The sequence below is a fragment of the Proteus vulgaris genome (genome assembly GCF_011045815.1).
GTDB classification, from domain to species: domain Bacteria; phylum Pseudomonadota; class Gammaproteobacteria; order Enterobacterales; family Enterobacteriaceae; genus Proteus; species Proteus vulgaris_B.
In genome coordinates, this window is the sequence record NZ_CP047344.1 from 175,120 (window position 1) to 196,083 (window position 20,964).

Here is a 20,964-nt window from a genome sequence, read left to right on the forward strand (position 1 = left end):
ATACTGATTGATTTTTTGTCGTTATTTACGCGATAAGTGCGTTGGCTTCGCTCTGTTACCCAAGGCACATACTGATTGATTTTTCGTCGTTATTTACGTGATAAGTGCGTTGGCTACACTCGGTTACCCAAGTCACATACTGATGTATGCTCCTTGGGATAACCTCCTTTGCCGCCTTCTTCTCACGTAAATAGCTTAGAAAAATAAGCAGAAAATAAAGATTAAATTTTATTGAAACCGTATTTCTTCATGGAGTACGGTTTTTCGTTTTTATAGTTTAAGGAAAATTGAAAGGGGGAATACTCAAGACTTTGGCTGGTTTCTGCTACAATTATCCCCCGTTATGTTCTTGGTTAATGAAGTTTGGAAAAAGTATGCGATTAAATCCCGGTCAGCAAAGAGCAGTTGAATATGTGTCAGGCCCTTGTTTGGTCTTGGCTGGCGCAGGGTCCGGTAAAACACGGGTTATTACTAATAAAATTGCACACCTTATTCGTCAATGCCAATATCCCGCAAAACAAATTGTGGCGGTTACTTTTACCAATAAAGCTGCGCGTGAAATGAAAGAGCGTGTTGCTCAAATATTAGGGCGTCAAGAAGCGAAGGGATTGATGATCTCAACGTTCCATACATTGGGGTTGGAAATTATTAAACGCGAATATAAAGCGTTAGGGATTAAAGCTAAATTTTCATTATTTGACGATCAAGACCAGTCTGCACTACTCAAAGAATTAACAGTAGATTTATTAGAAGAAGATAAAGATTTACTTTTTCAGTTAAAGAGCCAAATCTCTAACTGGAAAAACGATATGCTCACGCCAGAACAAGCAATTGGAATGGCGAGATCGCAACAAGACCATACTTTTGCCGAATGCTTTCGACGTTATGAACAACATCTGCGTAGCTGTAATGTGCTCGACTTTGATGACTTAATTAGCCGGCCAACCCTGTTATTGCGCACAAATGAAGAAGTCAGAGAGCGCTGGCAAAGACGCATCCGCTATTTGTTGGTGGATGAATATCAAGATACCAATACAAGCCAATATGAATTGGTCAAATGGCTGGTGGGCGAAAGGGCTCGTTTTACCGTTGTAGGTGATGATGACCAATCCATTTATTCATGGCGTGGTGCTCGCCCTCAAAATCTTGTGTTGTTACAAAAAGATTTTCCACAACTCAATGTAATCAAACTTGAGCAAAATTATCGATCTTCAGGGCGCATTTTAAAATCAGCGAATATATTGATTGAAAATAACCCTCATGTTTTTGAAAAACGATTATTTTCTGAATTAGGTTATGGTGATGAGCTTCGTGTTTTAACAGCAAATAATGAAGAGCATGAAGCAGAGCGTGTAGCGGGTGAATTAATTGCCCACCATTTTATTAATAAAACGAATTATAAAGATTACGCGATACTTTATCGTGGTAACCATCAGTCTCGTGTTTTTGAAAAATATCTGATGCAAAATCGCATTCCTTATCGTATTTCAGGGGAAACTTCCTTTTTCTCACGAGAGGAAATAAAAGATATTCTTGCTTATTTGCGAGTCATTACTAATCCTGATGATGATGCAGCATTTTTACGTATTGTGAATAAACCTCGTCGTGAAATTGGGCCTATAACAATCCAAAAATTAGGTGAATGGGCAAAAATTCGAGATAAAAGCTTATACAATGCCTGTTTTGATTTAGGATTAAGCCAAACGCTAACTGGACGAGGTTTAAATTCATTACAAGCATTCTCGCAATGGATGTCACGTATAGTGCAAAAATCGGAACGAGAGCCACTGCTGGCTGTGCGCGATTTATTGCATGAAATGGATTATGAAAGTTGGTTATATGAAACCTCAAGTAGTGCAAAAGCTGCGGAAATGAGGATGAAAAATATTAATCAGCTATTCTCATGGATGAGTGAAATGCTAGAAGGTAATGAATTACATGAACCTATGACACTTTCTCAAGTGGTTAACCGCTTTACTCTGCGCGATATGATGGAGCGCGGTGAAACAGAAGAAGAGCTAGATCAGGTTCAGTTAATGACATTGCATGCCTCTAAAGGTCTTGAATTTCCACATGTTTTTTTAGTGGGTATGGAAGAAGGTATATTGCCACATCAAAGCAGTATTGATGAAGATAATGTTGAAGAAGAGCGACGCCTTGCTTATGTGGGCATTACTCGCGCACAAAAAACACTCACGTTTACATTATGCAAAGAAAGACGTCAATATGGTGAATTAATTCGACCAGATCCAAGTCGTTTTCTGTATGAATTACCTCAAGATGATTTAAATTGGGATACTAATAAAAAGAAAGCGTTAAGTGCAGAAGAGAAGCAAGAAAAAGGGCAAAAGGGTGTGGCGGGATTAAGAGCAATGCTAGCAAAACATAAATCTGAATAATTTATTTGTTATTAAAATTAACCCCTTGTCATATAAATGTACAAGGGGTTTTTATTTTTGTATAAGTAAAAAGTTAACTTATACGAGAGCTATTTTGTTCTTCAATCATTAAAGACCAATGTACATAACTCTGTAGTTGGATCTCTTCTTGGAGATTTTCAGCCCGTAACGGGTGCTCATTAAGCCACTGATAAGGCAGGGTAATAATGAGTGTTTCACCCTCAGTACGTAATCGTAATGCGGGAAGTGTGTCATCGCGGCGGCGGCTAGCAAAAATAATAGCTAACCGCAGCAGACGCACTAATTGATAGGCTTGATTTATCGGCAATGCATTTTGATGATTAAGAGGGGCAAGATCGATAATTCCCATTTGATTTCTTAATAACGATGCTAATAAACGTCGTTGTGCTGGTGTGTATCCAGGTAAATCAAGATGAGAAAGTAGATAGCTTGCATGTGATGGTGCTTGACGGAAATCAACACTGAGCCCAATTTCATGTAATGCACTGGCACTATTAAGTAATTCACGACAACGATTATCTAACTGCCAACTTTTACTGACTTGAATAAAAAAGTGTTCAGCCAGTTGTTGTACGCGGTGTGCTTGCTCAATTTCAATTTGAAAACGACGTTGGATATTGCGAAGGGTGCGTTGGCGAATATCTTGCTCAATAGGTAAGTGCAACATGCCATAGACTAGCCCTTCTCTTAATGCGCCTCCCGCAAGGATCATATTTTTAATGTGCAAGGTTTCAAATATGGCGATCAAAATAGCAAGTCCACTTGGAAACACTAAGGCTCGTTCAAAAGTGAGTCCTTCAATTTCCAACTCTTCCAACTTTCCACATTCAATTGCTTTATGTTTAAGTCGTTCCAACTTAGGCAAGGTAATTAATTCATCCATTCCTTGCGCAATCATGATCTCTTGCAGAGCTTGAACAGTACCGGATGCACCTACGCAGACTTGCCAGCCTTGTTGAAGTAATTTCTCTGCAACAGGGGCGAGTATCGCTTTCGCTGCATCTTGTGCTTTGGCAAAATTTTCTTGAGTGAGAGTGCGATCAGTAAAATAGCGCTCTAACCAAGTCACGCAACCCATACTCAGGCTCATCAATTGCGTCGTTTTGGCGCCGGTACCTGTCACTAACTCAGTGCTTCCACCGCCAATATCCACCACTAAACGTTGTTCTGCACCACCTGTGGTATGTGCAACACCACGGTAGATAAGGCGTGCTTCTTCCTCACCACTAATGACATGAACCGTATTACCCAGAATTTCAGAGGCTTTAGCGACAAAAATATCTGCATTTTTAGCAATACGTAATGTGGCTGTTGCGACGACTTTGATTTGTTCTGCTGGAATATCACGTAGATATTCAGAAAACAGTCGTAAACATTGCCAACCGCGTTCCATTGCCTGTTCTGACAATTCATTTTCACTGTTTAGGCCCGCAGCGAGTCGAACTTTACGTTTCACACGGGAAAGTACTTGTATTGAACCCGCAATTTCTCGAACGACTAACATATGAAAACTGTTAGAACCTAAATCAATAGCAGCATAAAGTGATGAAGATTTCAGCATAATTTATGGATGACTCGGGCGTTTATTTCGGTTGTTACGTTGAGTATTATTTCCTCGGTTTCGCGACGGCGCATTATTGCGACGAGGCTGGTTTTGGCGAGGACGGTGACGGCGTTTAGGCTCAGGAAGATCTGTCAATAACGCATCACTATTATATTTACTCACAGGAATAGCATGTTGAATATAGGTCTCAATTGCAGGTAAATTTAGGGCATATTCTTCACACGCAAGACTGATTGAATTACCACTATTACCCGCACGTCCAGTTCTACCAATGCGGTGAACATAATCTTCACAATCATCAGGTAAATCATAGTTAAAAACATGTGTTACAGATGGAATATGAAGACCTCTAGCTGCAACGTCGGTGGCAACCAAAATATCAATATTACCTTGGGTAAAATCCTCTAAAATACGCAGACGTTTTTTCTGAGGAACATCACCTGTTAATAAACCAACGCGGTGTCCATCTGCGGCAAGGTGTGCCCAAATGTCGTCACAGCGATGTTTTGTATTGGCGAAAATGATACAGCGATCAGGCCATTCTTCTTCAATTAACGTTTGGAGAAGGCGCATTTTTTCTTCATTTGAAGGATAAAAAAGCTCTTCTTTTATACTAAAACCTGTTTTTTGTTCAGGTTCAACTTCAACGTATTCAGGGTTATTCATCTGTTCAAAGGCAAGTTCTCTTACACGGTAAGATAGTGTTGCAGAGAACAACATATTCATACGCTCAGCCGCAACTGGCATGCGACGGAAGATCCAACGAATATCTTTAATAAAGCCGAGATCGTACATTCTGTCCGCTTCATCAAGTACCACAACTTGAATTGCGCTAAGATTAATATGACCTTGTTTAACATAGTCAATTAAGCGCCCAGTTGTGCCAATAACAATATCGACACCATTACTTAATACTTTTAGTTGTTCATCATAGCCATCGCCACCATAGGCGAGACCCATTTTTATCCCTGTGTTTTGTGCAAGCTCTTTAGCATCAGAATAAATCTGCACGGCTAATTCGCGTGTTGGTGCCATAATAAGAGCACGAGGTTGGTTCGTTTCATGCCCTTCTTTTGCAGGGTGCGTTAAAAGATAATGAAACGTTGAGGTTAAAAACGCCAACGTTTTGCCTGTTCCTGTTTGGGCTTGCCCGGCAATGTCTTGACCTTTCACAGTGATAGGTAACGTCAATGCCTGAATTTGTGTACAATTAGAGAACCCTTTTTTCTCAAGGGCTTCTATCACTTTTGGATGCAAGGCGAAGTCGGAAAACTTCTTTTCTGTCAAATATGTTTTGCTCATAATGTAATAGAATATCAGTTATGGGTTGCATTACAAAAGTTTATCCGCTGAAATGCAGACAGACTTTTGTTATTTAATGTTACACTGGTACGGTCAATATTATTCTTTGGAGTAGAACAATGAGCGATAAAATCCTTCACTTATCTGACAGCAAATTCGATGCTGATGTATTAAATGCAACCGGCCCCGTGCTCGTTGATTTCTGGGCTGAATGGTGTGGCCCATGTAAAATGATTGCTCCTATTCTAGATGAAGTTGCAACAGAATACGCTGGTAAATTAACAGTTGCGAAGCTAAACATCGATCAAAACCCACTAACAGCACCAAAATACGGTATTCGTGGCATTCCTACACTGATTTTATTCAAAAATGGTGCAGTTGCAGCAACTAAAGTAGGTGCGTTGTCAAAAACTCAACTAAAAGAGTTTTTAGACGAAAATATCTAATTTGATTTAGATATCAAAAATAAAGTAGGACGTTTAGACCTTGTCAGTATTTCTGTTATTGACCGCTAGACGTCCGCTTCGAAGCATGATAAGTTAGCGCCACTTACTTACATAATATATCGGATCTTCTTGTCAATATGATTAGACATGATTAAATAAGTCTGAGATATTGAATATCAAGCGTACAAAGTAATAGAATTGAATAACATGATATGATATTTAATCTAATATGATATTTAATATAAGTAATCTGAATTCATCTAACCAGTCAAGTTGCCTTAGAATAATCTATAGTATTCAAGGAATATAAATTTTTCCAAGTATGTTCCTAACCCATAAGTTGAAAGTACACTCATAGCATTAAGACAATGAATGTCACTTCTCTGGGTATAAAGCAGACTGGTCTAATAGTATTAATACTCTCTAACATTATCATTTTAGTTATACCCTTATGTTAGAAAGTTATAATCTGTAATTTTACACATGACGAAACTGACAGCGATTCGCTGTTATACTATTCACGTTCATAGTTCGAGAGTTACCCCGAGTTATTAAGAACCCACCATTATGAATCTTACCGAATTAAAAAATACGCCGGTATCAGAACTGATAGCACTTGGCGAAAATATGGGGCTAGAGAACCTGGCTCGAATGAGAAAGCAAGACATTATTTTCTCTATCTTGAAGCAACACGCGAAAAGTGGAGAAGATATTTTCGGTGACGGTGTGCTGGAAATATTGCAGGATGGCTTCGGCTTCCTACGTTCCGCAGACAGTTCCTACCTTGCTGGTCCCGATGATATCTATGTTTCTCCAAGTCAAATTCGCCGTTTTAACCTTCGCACTGGTGACACCATCGCAGGGAAAATCCGTCCTCCTAAAGAAGGTGAACGTTATTTTGCCCTCCTAAAAGTTAATGAAGTTAACTTTGATAAACCAGAAAATGCCCGCAGTAAAATCCTCTTTGAAAACTTAACACCTTTACATGCTAATAATCGTTTACGCATGGAACGTGGTAATGGTTCAACAGAAGACTTAACTGCGCGTGTTCTTGACTTAGCCGCACCAATCGGCCGTGGCCAACGTGGTCTTATTGTTGCTCCACCAAAAGCAGGTAAAACAATGTTGCTGCAAAATATCGCAGCAAATATTGCTCATAATTACCCTGATTGCGTATTGATGGTACTTCTGATTGATGAACGTCCAGAAGAAGTAACTGAGATGCAACGCTTGGTAAAAGGTGAAGTTATCGCCTCTACCTTTGATGAACCAGCTTCTCGCCACGTACAAGTTGCAGAGATGGTCATTGAAAAAGCAAAACGCTTAGTTGAGCATAAAAAAGACGTTATCATCTTGTTAGACTCTATTACTCGTTTAGCGCGTGCTTATAACACTGTTGTACCTTCGTCAGGTAAAGTGTTAACTGGTGGTGTGGATGCAAACGCATTGCATCGCCCTAAACGTTTCTTCGGTGCAGCTCGTAATGTTGAAGAAGGTGGTAGTTTAACTATCATTGCAACAGCGCTCGTTGATACTGGTTCTAAAATGGACGAAGTTATCTACGAAGAATTTAAAGGTACAGGTAATATGGAATTGCACCTGTCCCGTAAAATTGCTGAAAAACGTGTTTTCCCAGCGATCGATTATAATCGTTCTGGTACACGTAAAGAAGAATTGCTGACGACCCAAGATGAGCTACAAAAAATGTGGATCCTGCGTAAGATTATTCATCCGATGGGTGAAATCGACGCGATGGAATTCCTCATTAATAAATTAGCGATGACGAAGACAAATGAAGAGTTCTTTGACTTTATGAAACGCTCATAAGATTTATTAACAAAGCGGCTGAGCTAATAACAACATTAAAATATTAAAAGAGTGTGCTCTGTTACAGAATAAGTAATATCCCCTCAATTTATATGCTGTTAAGCTCGTTTACTTTGTTAGAATGACGATATGATAAAAACGCCACACTATTGTGGCGTTTTTTGTTTTTATTTTTTATGGGTGTAATTAAATTTTGAGTGCAATATTTTAGCGAGAAGTTGGTATATATATTGCATGTTTTAGTAATTGATAAAAATAGCGATGGCATCAATAAAAAATAGTTAAGGAAAACTTATAATTGATGAAGGGTGGTGGGTTTTGAAGAAACTCGTCGTGGTGGAGCTGGAAAAAAGAATAAAAACACATGGAAGGGTAAAATAACCAGCTATATTTATTATAGAGAACAGTACTGTGGATATACTAAAAATGAGCACAAGCGTTTTTTATGTGTTCTTATTTTCTTTCGCATTTTTATTCTTTGCTCGTAAAATTGCAAAAAAAATAGGACTCGTGGATAAACCAAATTATCGTAAAAAACATCATGGATTGATCCCTCTTGTGGGCGGGATTTCAGTCTATTTTGGTATTGTTTTCGCATTTTATATTTCAGATATCTACATTCCTCATAAGGAATTGTATCTGGCATGTGCGGGACTTCTTGTTTTTATCGGTGCGTTAGATGATCGCTTTGATATTAGTGTCAAAATAAGAGCAACTATCCAAGCATTTGTTGGGATCGTGATGATGGTGGGGGCAGGATTAAAACTGGACACACTTGGTCATGCTTTTGGTCCCTGGGAAATGCATTTAGGACCTTTTGGTTACATTGTGACACTTTTTGCTGTTTGGGCTGCAATTAATGCTTTCAATATGGTTGATGGTATTGATGGGTTATTAGGTGGTCTTTCTTGTGTTTCTTTTGGCGCGTTAGGTATTTTGTTATATCAAAGTGGTAATTCTGCGCTCGCATTCTGGTGTTTCTCATTTATTGCTGCAATTTTGCCTTATATCCTTTTGAACCTAGGGGTCTGCGGTAAAAAATTCAAAGTCTTTATGGGGGATGCTGGTAGTACTCTGATCGGGTTTACCATTATTTGGCTATTAGTTGCATCAACACAGACTCAGCCTCGCCCTGTAAAAGCAGTCACTGCATTATGGATAATTGCTATTCCTCTTATGGATATGGTGGCAATTATGTACCGCCGTTTACGTAAAGGGATGAGCCCTTTCTCACCAGACCGTCAACATATTCATCATTTGATTATGCGTGCGGGTTTTACCTCTCGCCAAGCCTTTATTTTAATAACGGTGGCTGCTGCACTTTTAGCCGCGATTGGTATTATCGGTCAAAACCTATCATTTATTCCTGAATGGTTCATGTTGGCATTATTCTTGCTTGCATTTGTTATGTATGGTTATTGCATTAAACGCGCGTGGCGGGTCGCTCGTTTTATTAAACGACATAAGCGCCGCTTACGTAGAGCAACACAACAGCATTAATATAAGCAGAGGTCTTTTAACGTGATGAACTCGGAAAATAACGCTTCCCGACAGGGTAATCAGCCAGATAACGAACTCGATATCCGAGGTCTTTGTTGTGCGCTTTGGTCAGGAAAAAGCTGGATTATAGGGTTCGCTCTGCTTTTTGCTGTGATTGCACTTGGGGCATCATATTTGATGCAACCTAAATGGAGTGCAATTGCAATGACAGAGAAACCAACGATAAATAACTTAGGCAGTTATTATTCGCAATCTCAGTTTTTACGTAATCTTGATACACAAATTAATCCATCAGCACAAACTCCAGCTTTAAGTATTCCTGATGAAGCTTATCAAGAGTTTGTTACTCAAATTGCTGCTTTTGATACTCGCCGCGAGTTTTGGCTACAAACGGATTATTTCAAGCAACGCAAAGAAAACGATGAGCAAGCTAATGCAGCGTTATTGGATGAGTTAATTAATAATATTCAATTTACGCCTTCTGATGAGAAAAAATTGGTTAATGATCAATTAAGACTCATTGCAGAATCATCAAAAGAGGCGAGCCAATTATTAAATGAGTATATCGCTTTCGCTAATAAAAGAGCATCTACTCATCTTAATGAAGAAGTGATAACTGCATGGGCAACAAGAACACAGTCAATGAAAGCGTTAGTTAAACGCCAAGAAATGGCGGCTCAAGCGGCTTACCAACGTCAAATTAACTTATTAGAGCAATCAATAAAAGTTGCTGAGAAACAAGGTATTTCTCAAAAACAGACATCTATTGCGATTGATGAGTTGCCTGACTCTAAATTATTCCTGCTAGGTGTTCCTTTATTGCAATCGCAACTAGAAACTTTAGTGGCGACAGGTGCTGATTTTGATAGTGATTATGATCAAAATACAGCAATGTTAGCGACCCTCGCAGTGGGAGCAAAATTGCAAGATAACTTCCAAACTTACCGTTTCTTACGTACTCCTGAAGATCCTGTAAAACGTGATAGTCCTCGCCGTGCCTTTATGATGGTACTTTGGGGAGCAATTGGTGTATTAGCAGGCGCAGGTGTTGCATTAGTAAGACGTAGCTCATTAAAAAAATAATAACTATTAAATTTTGTCATTGATGACAATAACGAGACATCAGGTGTTTCGGCACCTGATGTATTGAGTATAAGGGCATATTGCTTTCCCAAAAATAAGCGATATAACAACGAAAAAAAGAGAGCCACTGTGAAAGTGTTGACTGTTTTTGGCACACGCCCTGAAGCGATAAAAATGGCACCTTTAGTGCACGCTTTAGCAAATGATGATTCGTTTGAAGCGAAGGTATGTGTTACGGCCCAACATCGAGAAATGCTTGATCAGGTATTAAATCTTTTTGAGATCAAACCAGATTACGATCTCAATATTATGAAACCAGGACAAGATTTAACGGATATTACCTGTCGTATTTTAGAAGGGTTAAAACCGGTATTAGCATCATTCCAACCTGATGTTGTTTTGGTGCATGGTGATACAACGACAACCATGGCAGCAAGTTTAGCCGCTTTTTATCAACGCATTCCAGTTGGCCATGTGGAAGCAGGATTGCGTACAGGCAATCTTTATTCACCATGGCCAGAAGAAGCCAACCGTACCATTGCAGGGCATCTTGCCATGTATCATTTCGCACCAACAGAGACAGCAAAATTAAATCTGGTACGAGAAGCGGTTGCAGATAAAAATATTTTTGTTACTGGAAATACTGTTATTGATGCACTGTTTTGGGTGAGTGATAGAGTGATGGGCAATCAAACACTCTTAAATGAACTCGCTGTAAACTATCCTTTTATTCAGCCAGATAAAAAAATGATCCTTGTGACGGGACATCGTCGCGAAAGCTTTGGTGGTGGTTTCGAACGTATTTGCCAAGCATTAGCTGAAATCGCCTTAGCACATCCTGATGTTGAAGTTGTCTATCCTGTTCACTTAAACCCAAATGTGAGTGAGCCTGTTCAACGTATTCTTCACGGCATTGACAACATTAAACTAATACAACCACAAGATTATCTCCCATTTGTTTATCTAATGAACCATGCTTACCTTATTTTGACTGACTCTGGTGGCATTCAAGAAGAAGCGCCTTCATTAGGTAAACCTGTTCTTGTCATGCGTGATACCACAGAACGTCCAGAAGCGGTTGAAGCGGGTTCTGTTCGTTTGGTGGGAACCGATACCAAACGTATTGTTAGCGAAGTAACCTCTTTATTGACAGACGAAAACGCATATCACCAAATGAGTAAGGCGACAAACCCTTATGGTGATGGACATGCCTGCCAACGTATTCTTGAAGCATTGAAAAAAAATCAGGTGACATTATGAGTTTTGAAACTATTTCTGTTATCGGCCTCGGCTACATTGGTTTACCTACAGCGGCTGCTTTTGCCTCTCGTAAAAAAAGCGTCATCGGTGTTGATGTTAATCAGCATGCAGTTGATACAATTAATAAAGGTCAAATTCATATTGTTGAACCTGATCTTGATAAAGTTGTTAAACAAGCCGTTGAAGAGGGGCACTTAAAAGCCTACACCACCCCACAGCCAGCAGATGCTTTCCTTATTGCGGTACCAACACCTTTTAAAGGTGAACATGAGCCTGATTTGGCTTATGTTGAATCGGCAGCTCGCTCTATTGCACCTGTACTGAAAAAAGGCGACCTTATTATCCTAGAATCGACGTCACCTGTTGGTTCTACTGAACAAATGGCACAGTGGTTAGCTGAAGCTCGTCCAGATTTAACCTTCCCTCATCAAGACGGTGAAGAAGCAGATATTGATATTGCTTATTGTCCTGAGCGTGTATTACCTGGTCAGGTTATGATTGAGCTTATTCGCAATGACCGAGTTGTTGGTGGGATGAACCGTAAATCTTCCGAACGTGCGAGTGAGCTATACAAAATTTTCCTTGAAGGTGAATGTGTTATCACCAATGCGCGTACCGCAGAAATGTGTAAGCTAACAGAAAATAGCTTCCGTGATGTTAATATTGCATTTGCTAACGAATTATCACTGATCTGCGCTGACCAAGATATCAATGTGTGGGAGCTAATTAGCTTGGCGAACCGCCATCCACGCGTCAATATTTTACAACCAGGCCCTGGCGTTGGTGGACACTGTATAGCAGTTGATCCTTGGTTTATCGTGTCACAAAATCCAAAGCAATCTCGTTTAATTCACACTGCGCGTTTAGTCAATGATGGCAAACCAGTGTGGGTTATTGATCAAGTGAAAGCAGCGGTTGCGGATTGTCTGACTGAAACGGGTAAACGTGCTAATGAAATTAAAATAGCCTGCTTTGGTTTAGCCTTTAAACCTAACATTGATGATTTACGTGAAAGCCCAGCCATGAACATCACCAAACAAGTGGCAGATTGGCACAGCGGTACAACATGGGCTGTTGAACCTAATATTCATGAGTTACCAACCAAACTGAAAGGGATCACGGAGTTAGTGTCAACTGAGCAAGCATTAAAAGATGCGGATATTGTCTTAATGCTCGTTGATCATCAGCAATTTAAAGCGATCCCTGGTAGTAAAGTCACTCAAAAATGGATTGTAGATACTAAAGGAGTATGGCGTTGAAACGCATTCTAGTTACAGGTGGAGCCGGTTTTATCGGCTCTGCTGTTGTTCGACATATTATTGAAAACACCAATGACAGCGTTGTTGTGGTGGATAAGCTGACTTATGCTGGTAATTTAGAGTCATTAGCGACAGTAGCTAACAGCGAACGCTATGTATTTGAGCAAGTTGATATCTGTGATAGAGCAGAGCTTGACCGCTTATTTTCTCAATATCAACCAAATGTTGTGATGCATTTAGCGGCTGAAAGTCATGTTGACCGTTCTATTGATGGCCCTGCGGCATTCATTGAGACCAATATTGTTGGTACTTACACATTACTAGAAGCGGCTCGCCATTATTGGCAAGTACTCTCTGAAGATAAGAAAGCGGCATTTCGTTTTCACCATATTTCAACAGATGAAGTGTATGGCGATCTAGAAGGTACAGATGATTTCTTTACTGAAACCACACCTTATGCCCCAAGTAGCCCTTATTCTGCTTCTAAAGCATCAAGTGACCATTTAGTACGTGCATGGTTACGGACTTACGGTTTACCTACGGTGATCACAAACTGTTCAAATAACTACGGTCCTTATCACTTCCCTGAAAAATTGATCCCTTTAATTATTTTAAATGCGATTTCAGGAAAGCCATTACCTGTCTATGGAAAAGGTGAGCAAATTCGTGATTGGCTCTATGTTGAAGATCATGCTCGAGCACTCTATTTAGTCGCAACAACAGCAACACCAGGTAAAACCTACAATATTGGTGGTCATAATGAGCGCCGTAATATTGATGTTGTTAAAACAATTTGTGCGCTATTAGAAGAGTTATATCCAGCAAAACCGGAAGGTGTTTCTCAATACGCTGATTTAATTACATATGTAAAAGATAGACCTGGTCATGATCTGCGTTATGCCATTGATGCTGCGAAAATTGAAGCTGAATTAGGTTGGAAGCCCGAAGAGACATTTGAATCAGGTATTCGTAAAACTGTTTTGTGGTACTTAAATAACGAAACATGGTGGAAACGTGTACTTGATGGCTCTTACGCAGGTGAACGTTTAGGGCTTGGAAACTGATTAAGTAAAAGGATAAATGATGAAAGGTATTATTCTAGCGGGTGGCTCTGGTACACGACTACATCCGATAACCAAAGGGGTATCGAAGCAGTTATTACCTATCTACGATAAGCCCATGATCTATTATCCGCTTTCAGTTCTGATGCTTGCTGGTATTCGAGATATTTTGATCATTACAACACCCGATGACATGACCTCATTCCAACGTTTATTAGGTGATGGTTCTGCATTTGGTGTTCATCTTCAATATAAAATACAGCCATCGCCAGATGGTTTAGCTCAAGCGTTTATTTTAGGTGAAGAATTTATTGGTGATGATCATTGCTGTTTAGTGCTAGGCGATAATATCTATTTTGGTCAAGGCTTTAGTCCAAAACTAAAACAAGTTGCTCAACGTGAACGGGGAGCGACAGTTTTTGGTTATCAAGTCATGGATCCTGAACGATTTGGTGTTGTTGAATTTGATGATGATTTTAAAGTGCTGTCGATTGAAGAAAAGCCAGAACAACCTAAATCTAATTGGGCTGTAACAGGGCTTTACTTCTACGATAACCGTGTGGTTGATTTTGCTAAAAAAGTAAAACCCTCTATTCGTGGTGAACTAGAAATTACGTCTATTAATCAGATGTATCTTGAGTGTGGCGAGCTTAATGTTGAACTGTTAGGGCGTGGTTTTGCATGGTTAGATACCGGCACTCACGACAGTTTAATTGAGGCTAGTACTTTCGTTCAAACCGTTGAAAAGCGCCAAGGATTTAAAGTGGCGTGTCTTGAAGAGATTGCTTGGCGTAATGGATGGCTCAATGATGACCAAGTAAGAGAAAGTGCAAAATCACTGTCTAAAACGGGTTATGGTCGCTATCTATTGGATTTATTACATGTCCGTCCTCGCCAATATTAATTATCTTGAGTGGGAAAGTGAATTTTTCTCACTCAAAACAGGGCGCCTTGAGTTTGATATTCAAGCGCCTGTATTAATAGACAAACAGCTTGATGCATTTGCTCTAGTTCAAGCTAAAGTCGCATCTCATGAGCTTTCACTCATCGATAAACTCAGTCAATTAGGTTTTCAATTTGCGGAAGGTGAAATTGATTTTAAACTTCCAATTGGCATAGAAAATGCTTGTAAGAAAGCGCCTGAATTATATTTTAGAAAGGCCAATGATGCTGATATTAATTTACTGATGAAAACGGCATCAGAGGCTTTTGTTCAAAGCCGTTTTCGAGCACCTTGGTATCAAGAAGGCGATAGCAGTCGTTTTTACGCATTATGGGTTAAAAAAGCCGTACTAGGCACGTTCGATGATATCTGCTTACTAACTTATGATATTGAAAATAACATGAGTGGTTTTGTCACTTTACGTCGTCTATCTGAAAGTGAAGCAAGAGTGGGGTTACTTGCAGTAATGCCCAATAGAACAGGACAAGGCATTGGTAAACAACTGATGTCGGCCGCGAAGTTTTGGTGTCAACAGCAAGGTATTTCAACCCTATATGTTGCAACACAAATCAGCAATATTGCAGCTTCGCGTTTATACACACACAGTGGGGGCTTAATAGAGAGCACCACTTATTGGTTATACAGGGGATAATATGATTCCGTTTAATAAACCACCCGTTGTCGGCACCGAATTAGAATATATGAAACAAGCCATGGAAAGTGGCAAGCTATGTGGTGATGGCAATTTCACAAAAAAATGTGAAAAGTGGTTAGAAGAACAATTTCATTGTCATAAAACGCTGTTAACGCCATCTTGTACTGCATCGCTTGAAATGGCTGCTATCTTATTAGATATCAAGCCTGGCGATGAAGTCATTATGCCGAGTTTTACCTTTGTTTCGACCTCTAATGCGTTTGTATTACGTGGGGCAACCATTGTTTTTGTTGATATTCGTCCAGATACCATGAATATCGATGAAACAAAAATTGAAGCGGCAATTACAGACAAAACTCGAGCTATCGTGCCTGTTCATTATGCGGGTGTTGCGTGTGAAATGGACACGATTATGGCTATTGCGAAAAGACATAATCTATTTGTTATCGAAGATGCAGCACAAGGTGTCATGTCAACTTACAAAGGTAAGGCATTGGGCACTATTGGTCATATTGGTTGCTATAGCTTCCATGAAACTAAAAACTACTCATCAGGTGGTGAAGGTGGTGCAACGCTTATTAACGATCCTGACTTAATCAATCGTGCAGAAGTTATCCGCGAAAAAGGCACTAATCGTAGCCAATTTTTCCGTGGACAAGTCGATAAATATACTTGGCGTGATATTGGTTCTAGTTACTTAATGTCAGATTTACAAGCTGCATATTTATGGGCACAGCTTGAAGAAGCTGAAAGAATTAATGAACGTCGCTTAGCGTTTTGGCAGATTTATTATGATGCATTGACACCATTAGCAGAGAAAGGCTTATTAACGCTTCCAATCGTTCCTGAAGGATTAGAACACAATGCGCATATGTTCTATATCAAACTGAACAATATCGAGCAACGTACTGCGTTTAATGATTATATGAAAGCGCACGATGTTTTAACTGTCTTCCACTATGTGTCATTGCATACCAGCCCAGCAGGTATGAAATTTGGTCGTTTTGATGGTGAAGATATTTTCACTACACAAGAAAGTGAACGTTTAGTGCGTTTACCTATGTTTTACAATATGACAGAAGAAGAACAGCAAATCGTTATTGGCCATATTCGCGATTTCTTTGCTTAATTATGTCATTAGCCAAAGCATCAATTTGGACAGCGGGATCAACCCTGATAAAAATCGGGGCTGGTCTGCTTGTTGTCAAATTACTCGCTGTCTCCTTTGGTCCTTCTGGCGTGGGATTAGCAGGTAACTTTCGTCAATTAATTACCGTACTTGGCGTATTGTCTGGTGCGGGTATTTTTAATGGTGTAACGAAATTAATCGCACAATATCAAGATGATGAGATTCAGCGCAAAAAAGTGTTGGGTACTTCATCATCTATGATTTTGCTGTTTTCTACACTGTTAGCTATTTTATTTCTTCTTTTTTCTGCCCCCATTAGCCAAGTGTTATTTGGCGATGATTATCATCGATATCAGGATATTGTAAGAGCCGTTGCTTTTATTCAAATGGGAATAGCGTATAGCAATTATTTCCTAGCGATATTAAAGGGGTATCGAGATGCCGCTGGTAATGCATTATCAATTATCACGGGTAGTATCATTGGTGTTATTGCTTATTATTTATGCTATTTATTTGCGGGTTATCACGGTGCATTAATTGGACTTGCATTAGTGCCTGCACTTATTTTATTTCCTGCTACATTTTTAGTAGTAAAGCGTAAGCGATTTGCGTTAAGTGAGCTTAAACCTCGTTGGGATAAGGCAATAGCAAGCCATCTTGGTAAATTTACGATTATGGCGATACTGACATCGATTACGTTGCCAGTCGCTTATATTATGATGCGTAATCTACTTGCTGAGCACTATAGCTGGGATGATGTTGGTATTTGGCAAGGTGTAACTAGCATTTCAGATGCTTACTTGCAGTTTATTACAGCCTCTTTTTCGGTTTATTTGTTGCCAACACTCTCTCGATTAACGCAAAAGAGTGACATTACCAAAGAGATCGTAAAATCACTGAAGTTTGTACTTCCTGCAGTTGCCGTTGCTAGTTTTATGGTGTGGTTATTGCGTGATTTTGCGATTTGGTTACTGTTTTCAGACAAATTTGTCGCTATGCGTGATTTATTTGCATGGCAACTTGTCGGTGATGTTTTAAAAGTAGGCGCTTATGTCTTTGGCTATTTAGTCATTGCAAAAGCGGCATTACGTTTTTATATCCTTACAGAAGTAAGTCAATTTGCTTTACTAACACTATTTTCCCGTTGGCTTATTCCTGAACATGGCGCACTTGGTGCAGCTCAAGCCTATATGGCAACATATATTATTTACTTCCTTCTCTGTAGTTCTGTTTTCGTGATTTATTGCAGGCGCAAATGACAACTTTGATTTACGTACTAGGTTCAGACATTGTGCATCATAACAACACAATGTTACGGTTTTTTAACGACCACCTCGTCACTGAGGCGGGATTAACGTATAAACCTCGTTTTATCGTTGCCAGTAAAGATACTTCACTACAAGAAAGCTACCCAGCTTTAGACATTGAGTGTTTATCGGATAAAAAACAGGTTGCGCAGAGAGTGATTACATTGGCAAAGGCTGATACTCACCAACGATTCCTTTTTTTAGGCCAATTTAATGCCCCGATTTGGTTGGCATTACTGACAGGTAAAATTAAGCGTCATCAGTTTTGGTGGCATATTTGGGGGGCCGATCTGTATCAGGATTCTAAGCAGCTCAAATTTAGGCTATTTTATCTTCTTCGCAAGTTAGCACAAAAACGAGTAGGGCGAGTGTTCGGCACACGAGGTGATCTTAACTACTTCGCGCAGTTTAACGTTAATATTCCAGCAAGTTTGCTTTATTTCCCAACAAGAATGGAACCAGCACTGACTGTGACAGAAAAGTCATCTATTGATGCACAACAAATCACTATTATTGTCGGAAATTCAGGGGACAGATCAAATCGCCATATTGAAGCATTACAATCGATAGCAGAACAATATGGAACGCGTGCAAAAGTGATTATCCCAATGGGATATCCTGATAATAATGACGTATATATTGATGAAGTATCTCAAGCTGTTAATCAGTTACTTCCTGATAATCAGGTTGAGATTTTACGTGATAAACTGGCATTTGATGATTATTTAGCCTTATTAAAGACATGTGATTTAGGCTATTTTATTTTTCATCGCCAGCAAGGCATTGGTACGCTTTGTCTACTTATCCAATTTGCGATCCCTTTTGTTATTAGCCGTCAAAACCCATTTTGGCAAGATTTAACAGAACAGAATGTTCCAGTCTTTTTCTCAGGTGATAAATTAGATGCTGCTCTGATTGAAGAAGCTCAACGTCAATTACTTATGCTTGATCGCCAAAGTATTACCTTCTTTGCGCCTAATTTTACTGATGGTTGGAAACAGTTGATTGAGATAAGTACAGGAGAACCCCAATGACATTGGCGGAACTGGGTGGCTTGACACTCGTTTATTTTATCTCCTTAAGTTTTATTTTATTACTGACTTATCAAGAGTTTCGTCGAGTTCGTTTCAATTTTAATGTTTTTTTCTCAATGCTTTATTTGCTGACATTCTATTTTGGCTTTCCACTGACCTGTATGTTGGTGTTCCAATTTGATGTGGCAGTTGTTCCTGTTGATTCATTATTATACGCATTATTAGCTTCTACCAGCTTCTATGCTATTTATTATGTAACTTATAAGGTTAGATTGAGAAAGCCCGTTAGCGGCCCTTCTAGGTCGTTATTTACGATGAATAGAGTAGAAACCAATCTTACCTGGATCTTATTGGCATTAATTGCATTTGTGACAGTAGGGATTTTCTTCCTACAAAATGGTTTTTTACTCTTTAAGCTCAAAACATATAGCCAAATTTTTTCAAGCCAAGTATCTGGTGTGGCGCTTAAGCGCTTTTTCTACTTTTTTATTCCCGCCATGCTGGTGGTCTATTTCTTAAAACCGACACAGCAGCGCTGGATTTTCTTCCTGTGTGCAACAGTTGGTTTCGGAATTTTAACTTATATCATTGTGGGTGGAACTCGCGCGAATATCATTATCGCTTTTGCTCTGTTTTTATTTATCGGCATTGTTCGTGGTTGGATAACGTTGTGGATGCTGGTTGCTGCGGGTGTGATGAGTATTGTAGGGATGTTTTGGCTGGCATTAAAACGCTATGGGCTTGATGTTAGTGGAGCTGAGGCTTTCTATACTTTCTTGTACCTAACTCGTGATACGTTCTCCCCTTGGGAAAATTTAGCATTATTACTTGATAATTATGACAAGATTGAGTTTCAAGGGCTTGCTCCAATTATTCGTGATTTTTATGTTTTTATTCCCTCTTGGGTGTGGCCTGAACGTCCTGATGTGGTACTCAATTCAGCAAACTACTTTACATGGGAAGTTCTTGATTACCATGCAGGCCTTGCGATTTCACCAACCTTAATTGGTTCTTTAGTGGTGATGGGGGGCGTTGTGTTTATCCCATTAGGCGCAATCGTGGTGGGATTAATTATTAAATGGTTTGATTGGTTGTATCAACAAGGACTTAATGAAAACAATCCTTATAAATCCGCTATTTTACAAGCATTCTGCTTTGGGGCTATTTTTAATATGATTGTTTTAGCGCGAGAAGGGGTTGATTCCTTTGTCTCTCGTGTTGTGTTTTTCTGTTTGGTTTTTGGTTTATGTTTAGTTGTTGCAAAACTGCTTTATTGGTTATTTGAAAGCGCGGGATTAGTACGTAATTACGTGACTCGTCAAATACAAGGTGAACCTCGTTTAGAGAAAAAGGAAAAGTAATGGGATCCAATTCAATTCCGAAGTATTCAATCCGTGGACATAATATCTGGGGATTTCGAAATATGGCTCATTTTCTGGATTATCTTTATGAAGGAACACAAATAAAAAGTGGATCTCTGATTGCGATAAATGCAGAAAAAATCCTAACCGCAGAAACTGATACTGCCTTGAATGAATTGCTTAACGAAGCTGATTATCTTTATGCAGATGGTATTAGTGTTGTGCGTGGTATTCGCCGTAAGTATCCAGATGCCAATGTTTCTCGTATTGCGGGTGCAGATTTATGGGAAGCATTAATGGAAAGAGCGGGTAAAGAAGGAACGCCAGCCTTTCTTGTTGGTGGCAAACCAGAAATTCTAGCTCAAACCGAAGATAAGCTAAAATCACAATGGAATGTGAATATTGTGGGGAGCCAAAATGGTTACTTCACACCTCAAGATAGAGATGCGTTATTTGAGCGTATAAAGGCCTCTGGTGCGAAGATAGTGACTATTGCTATGGGTTCACCTAAGCAAGAGCTATTTATTCGTGCATGCCGAGAGGTTTACCCTGATGCATTATATATGGGCGTGGGGGGGACTTATGACGTATTTACAGGTCATGTTAAGAGAGCACCGAAAGCATGGCAGAATCTTGGCTTAGAATGGTTATATCGTTTGTTATCACAACCAAGCCGAATTAAGCGCCAATTTAAGTTATTAAAATTTGTTGGATACTACTATTCCAATAAATTGTGATGGTCATGGATGTTCATTTGTTAGCTAAATGATTTATTCATACTTTCATCTAGCATCTTTATTGTTTAATTATTAT

17 protein-coding genes are annotated in these 20,964 nt (G+C 39.4%); 15 read left to right on the forward strand and 2 right to left on the reverse strand.

The genetic code is table 11. From position 1 onward, the window contains the following. Positions 1-374 precede the first annotated feature (374 nt). The gene (gene rep / locus GTH24_RS00935; protein WP_164525846.1) at positions 375-2,399 is read left to right on the forward strand and encodes a DNA helicase Rep; all 2,025 of its coding nucleotides are present in this window, start codon (positions 375-377) and stop codon (positions 2,397-2,399) included. Between the two features lie 73 nt (positions 2,400-2,472). Here rep and gppA read toward each other — a convergent pair whose 3' ends face one another. After that, positions 2,473-3,981, reverse strand: a complete 1,509-nt coding sequence (gppA, locus tag GTH24_RS00940) for a guanosine-5'-triphosphate,3'-diphosphate diphosphatase (protein ID WP_072070858.1) — start codon at positions 3,979-3,981, stop codon at positions 2,473-2,475. A gap of 3 nt (positions 3,982-3,984) precedes the next feature. Continuing rightward, entirely contained in the window at positions 3,985-5,286 is a 1,302-nt protein-coding gene (rhlB, locus tag GTH24_RS00945; RefSeq protein ID WP_072070857.1) for an ATP-dependent RNA helicase RhlB, read from the reverse strand. 119 nt (positions 5,287-5,405) lie between these two features. Here rhlB and trxA point away from each other — a divergent pair, with 119 nt between their 5' ends. The 14 genes from trxA (at position 5,406) to wecG (ending at position 20,888) form a co-directional block, all read left to right on the forward strand. Continuing rightward, positions 5,406-5,732 (forward strand): thioredoxin TrxA, encoded by a 327-nt coding sequence (trxA, locus tag GTH24_RS00950; RefSeq protein ID WP_006535838.1) that lies wholly within the window; start codon positions 5,406-5,408, stop codon positions 5,730-5,732. 567 nt (positions 5,733-6,299) lie between these two features. Beyond that, on the forward strand, positions 6,300-7,559 hold the full coding sequence (rho, locus tag GTH24_RS00955) for a transcription termination factor Rho (RefSeq protein ID WP_036939597.1): 1,260 nt from the start codon (positions 6,300-6,302) through the stop codon (positions 7,557-7,559). A 411-nt stretch (positions 7,560-7,970) separates the two neighbouring features. Next, positions 7,971-9,059 (forward strand): UDP-N-acetylglucosamine--undecaprenyl-phosphate N-acetylglucosaminephosphotransferase, encoded by a 1,089-nt coding sequence (gene wecA / locus GTH24_RS00960; protein ID WP_072070856.1) that lies wholly within the window; start codon positions 7,971-7,973, stop codon positions 9,057-9,059. 24 nt (positions 9,060-9,083) lie between these two features. Next, positions 9,084-10,142 carry an ECA polysaccharide chain length modulation protein gene (gene wzzE / locus GTH24_RS00965; RefSeq protein ID WP_082151853.1) on the forward strand — a complete coding sequence of 353 codons (1,059 nt, stop codon included), beginning with the start codon at positions 9,084-9,086 and terminating at the stop codon, positions 10,140-10,142. A gap of 129 nt (positions 10,143-10,271) precedes the next feature. Continuing rightward, positions 10,272-11,402 carry a non-hydrolyzing UDP-N-acetylglucosamine 2-epimerase gene (wecB, locus tag GTH24_RS00970; RefSeq protein ID WP_069369918.1) on the forward strand — a complete coding sequence of 377 codons (1,131 nt, stop codon included), beginning with the start codon at positions 10,272-10,274 and terminating at the stop codon, positions 11,400-11,402. Beyond that, complete coding sequence (gene wecC / locus GTH24_RS00975; protein ID WP_109410126.1) at positions 11,399-12,661, forward strand: UDP-N-acetyl-D-mannosamine dehydrogenase; 1,263 nt, start codon at positions 11,399-11,401, stop codon at positions 12,659-12,661. The genes wecB and wecC overlap by 4 nt, the downstream gene beginning before the upstream one ends. Next, positions 12,658-13,725: a dTDP-glucose 4,6-dehydratase gene (gene rffG, locus GTH24_RS00980; protein WP_072070853.1), complete on the forward strand. Its 1,068-nt coding sequence runs from the start codon at positions 12,658-12,660 to the stop codon at positions 13,723-13,725. Before wecC ends, rffG begins: the two co-directional genes overlap by 4 nt. Positions 13,726-13,744: 19 nt before the next feature. Then, entirely contained in the window at positions 13,745-14,626 is an 882-nt protein-coding gene (gene rfbA, locus GTH24_RS00985; protein WP_072064612.1) for a glucose-1-phosphate thymidylyltransferase RfbA, read from the forward strand. Beyond that, on the forward strand, positions 14,604-15,317 hold the full coding sequence (rffC, locus tag GTH24_RS00990) for a dTDP-4-amino-4,6-dideoxy-D-galactose acyltransferase (protein ID WP_164525847.1): 714 nt from the start codon (positions 14,604-14,606) through the stop codon (positions 15,315-15,317). The genes rfbA and rffC overlap by 23 nt, the downstream gene beginning before the upstream one ends. A gap of 1 nt (position 15,318) precedes the next feature. Continuing rightward, positions 15,319-16,449, forward strand: a complete 1,131-nt coding sequence (gene rffA, locus GTH24_RS00995) for a dTDP-4-amino-4,6-dideoxygalactose transaminase (protein WP_164525848.1) — start codon at positions 15,319-15,321, stop codon at positions 16,447-16,449. A 2-nt stretch (positions 16,450-16,451) separates the two neighbouring features. Next, positions 16,452-17,708, forward strand: coding sequence for a lipid III flippase WzxE (gene wzxE, locus GTH24_RS01000; protein ID WP_164525849.1), 1,257 nt, complete (start codon positions 16,452-16,454; stop codon positions 17,706-17,708). Then, positions 17,705-18,790, forward strand: coding sequence for a TDP-N-acetylfucosamine:lipid II N-acetylfucosaminyltransferase (locus tag GTH24_RS01005; RefSeq protein ID WP_072070849.1), 1,086 nt, complete (start codon positions 17,705-17,707; stop codon positions 18,788-18,790). Before wzxE ends, GTH24_RS01005 begins: the two co-directional genes overlap by 4 nt. Further along, a complete protein-coding gene (gene wzyE / locus GTH24_RS01010) occupies positions 18,787-20,151 on the forward strand; it encodes an ECA oligosaccharide polymerase (protein WP_072070848.1) in 1,365 nt (454 codons plus the stop codon). Before GTH24_RS01005 ends, wzyE begins: the two co-directional genes overlap by 4 nt. Next, on the forward strand, positions 20,151-20,888 hold the full coding sequence (gene wecG / locus GTH24_RS01015) for a lipopolysaccharide N-acetylmannosaminouronosyltransferase (RefSeq protein WP_072070847.1): 738 nt from the start codon (positions 20,151-20,153) through the stop codon (positions 20,886-20,888). The genes wzyE and wecG overlap by 1 nt, the downstream gene beginning before the upstream one ends. Positions 20,889-20,964: the final 76 nt, after the last annotated feature.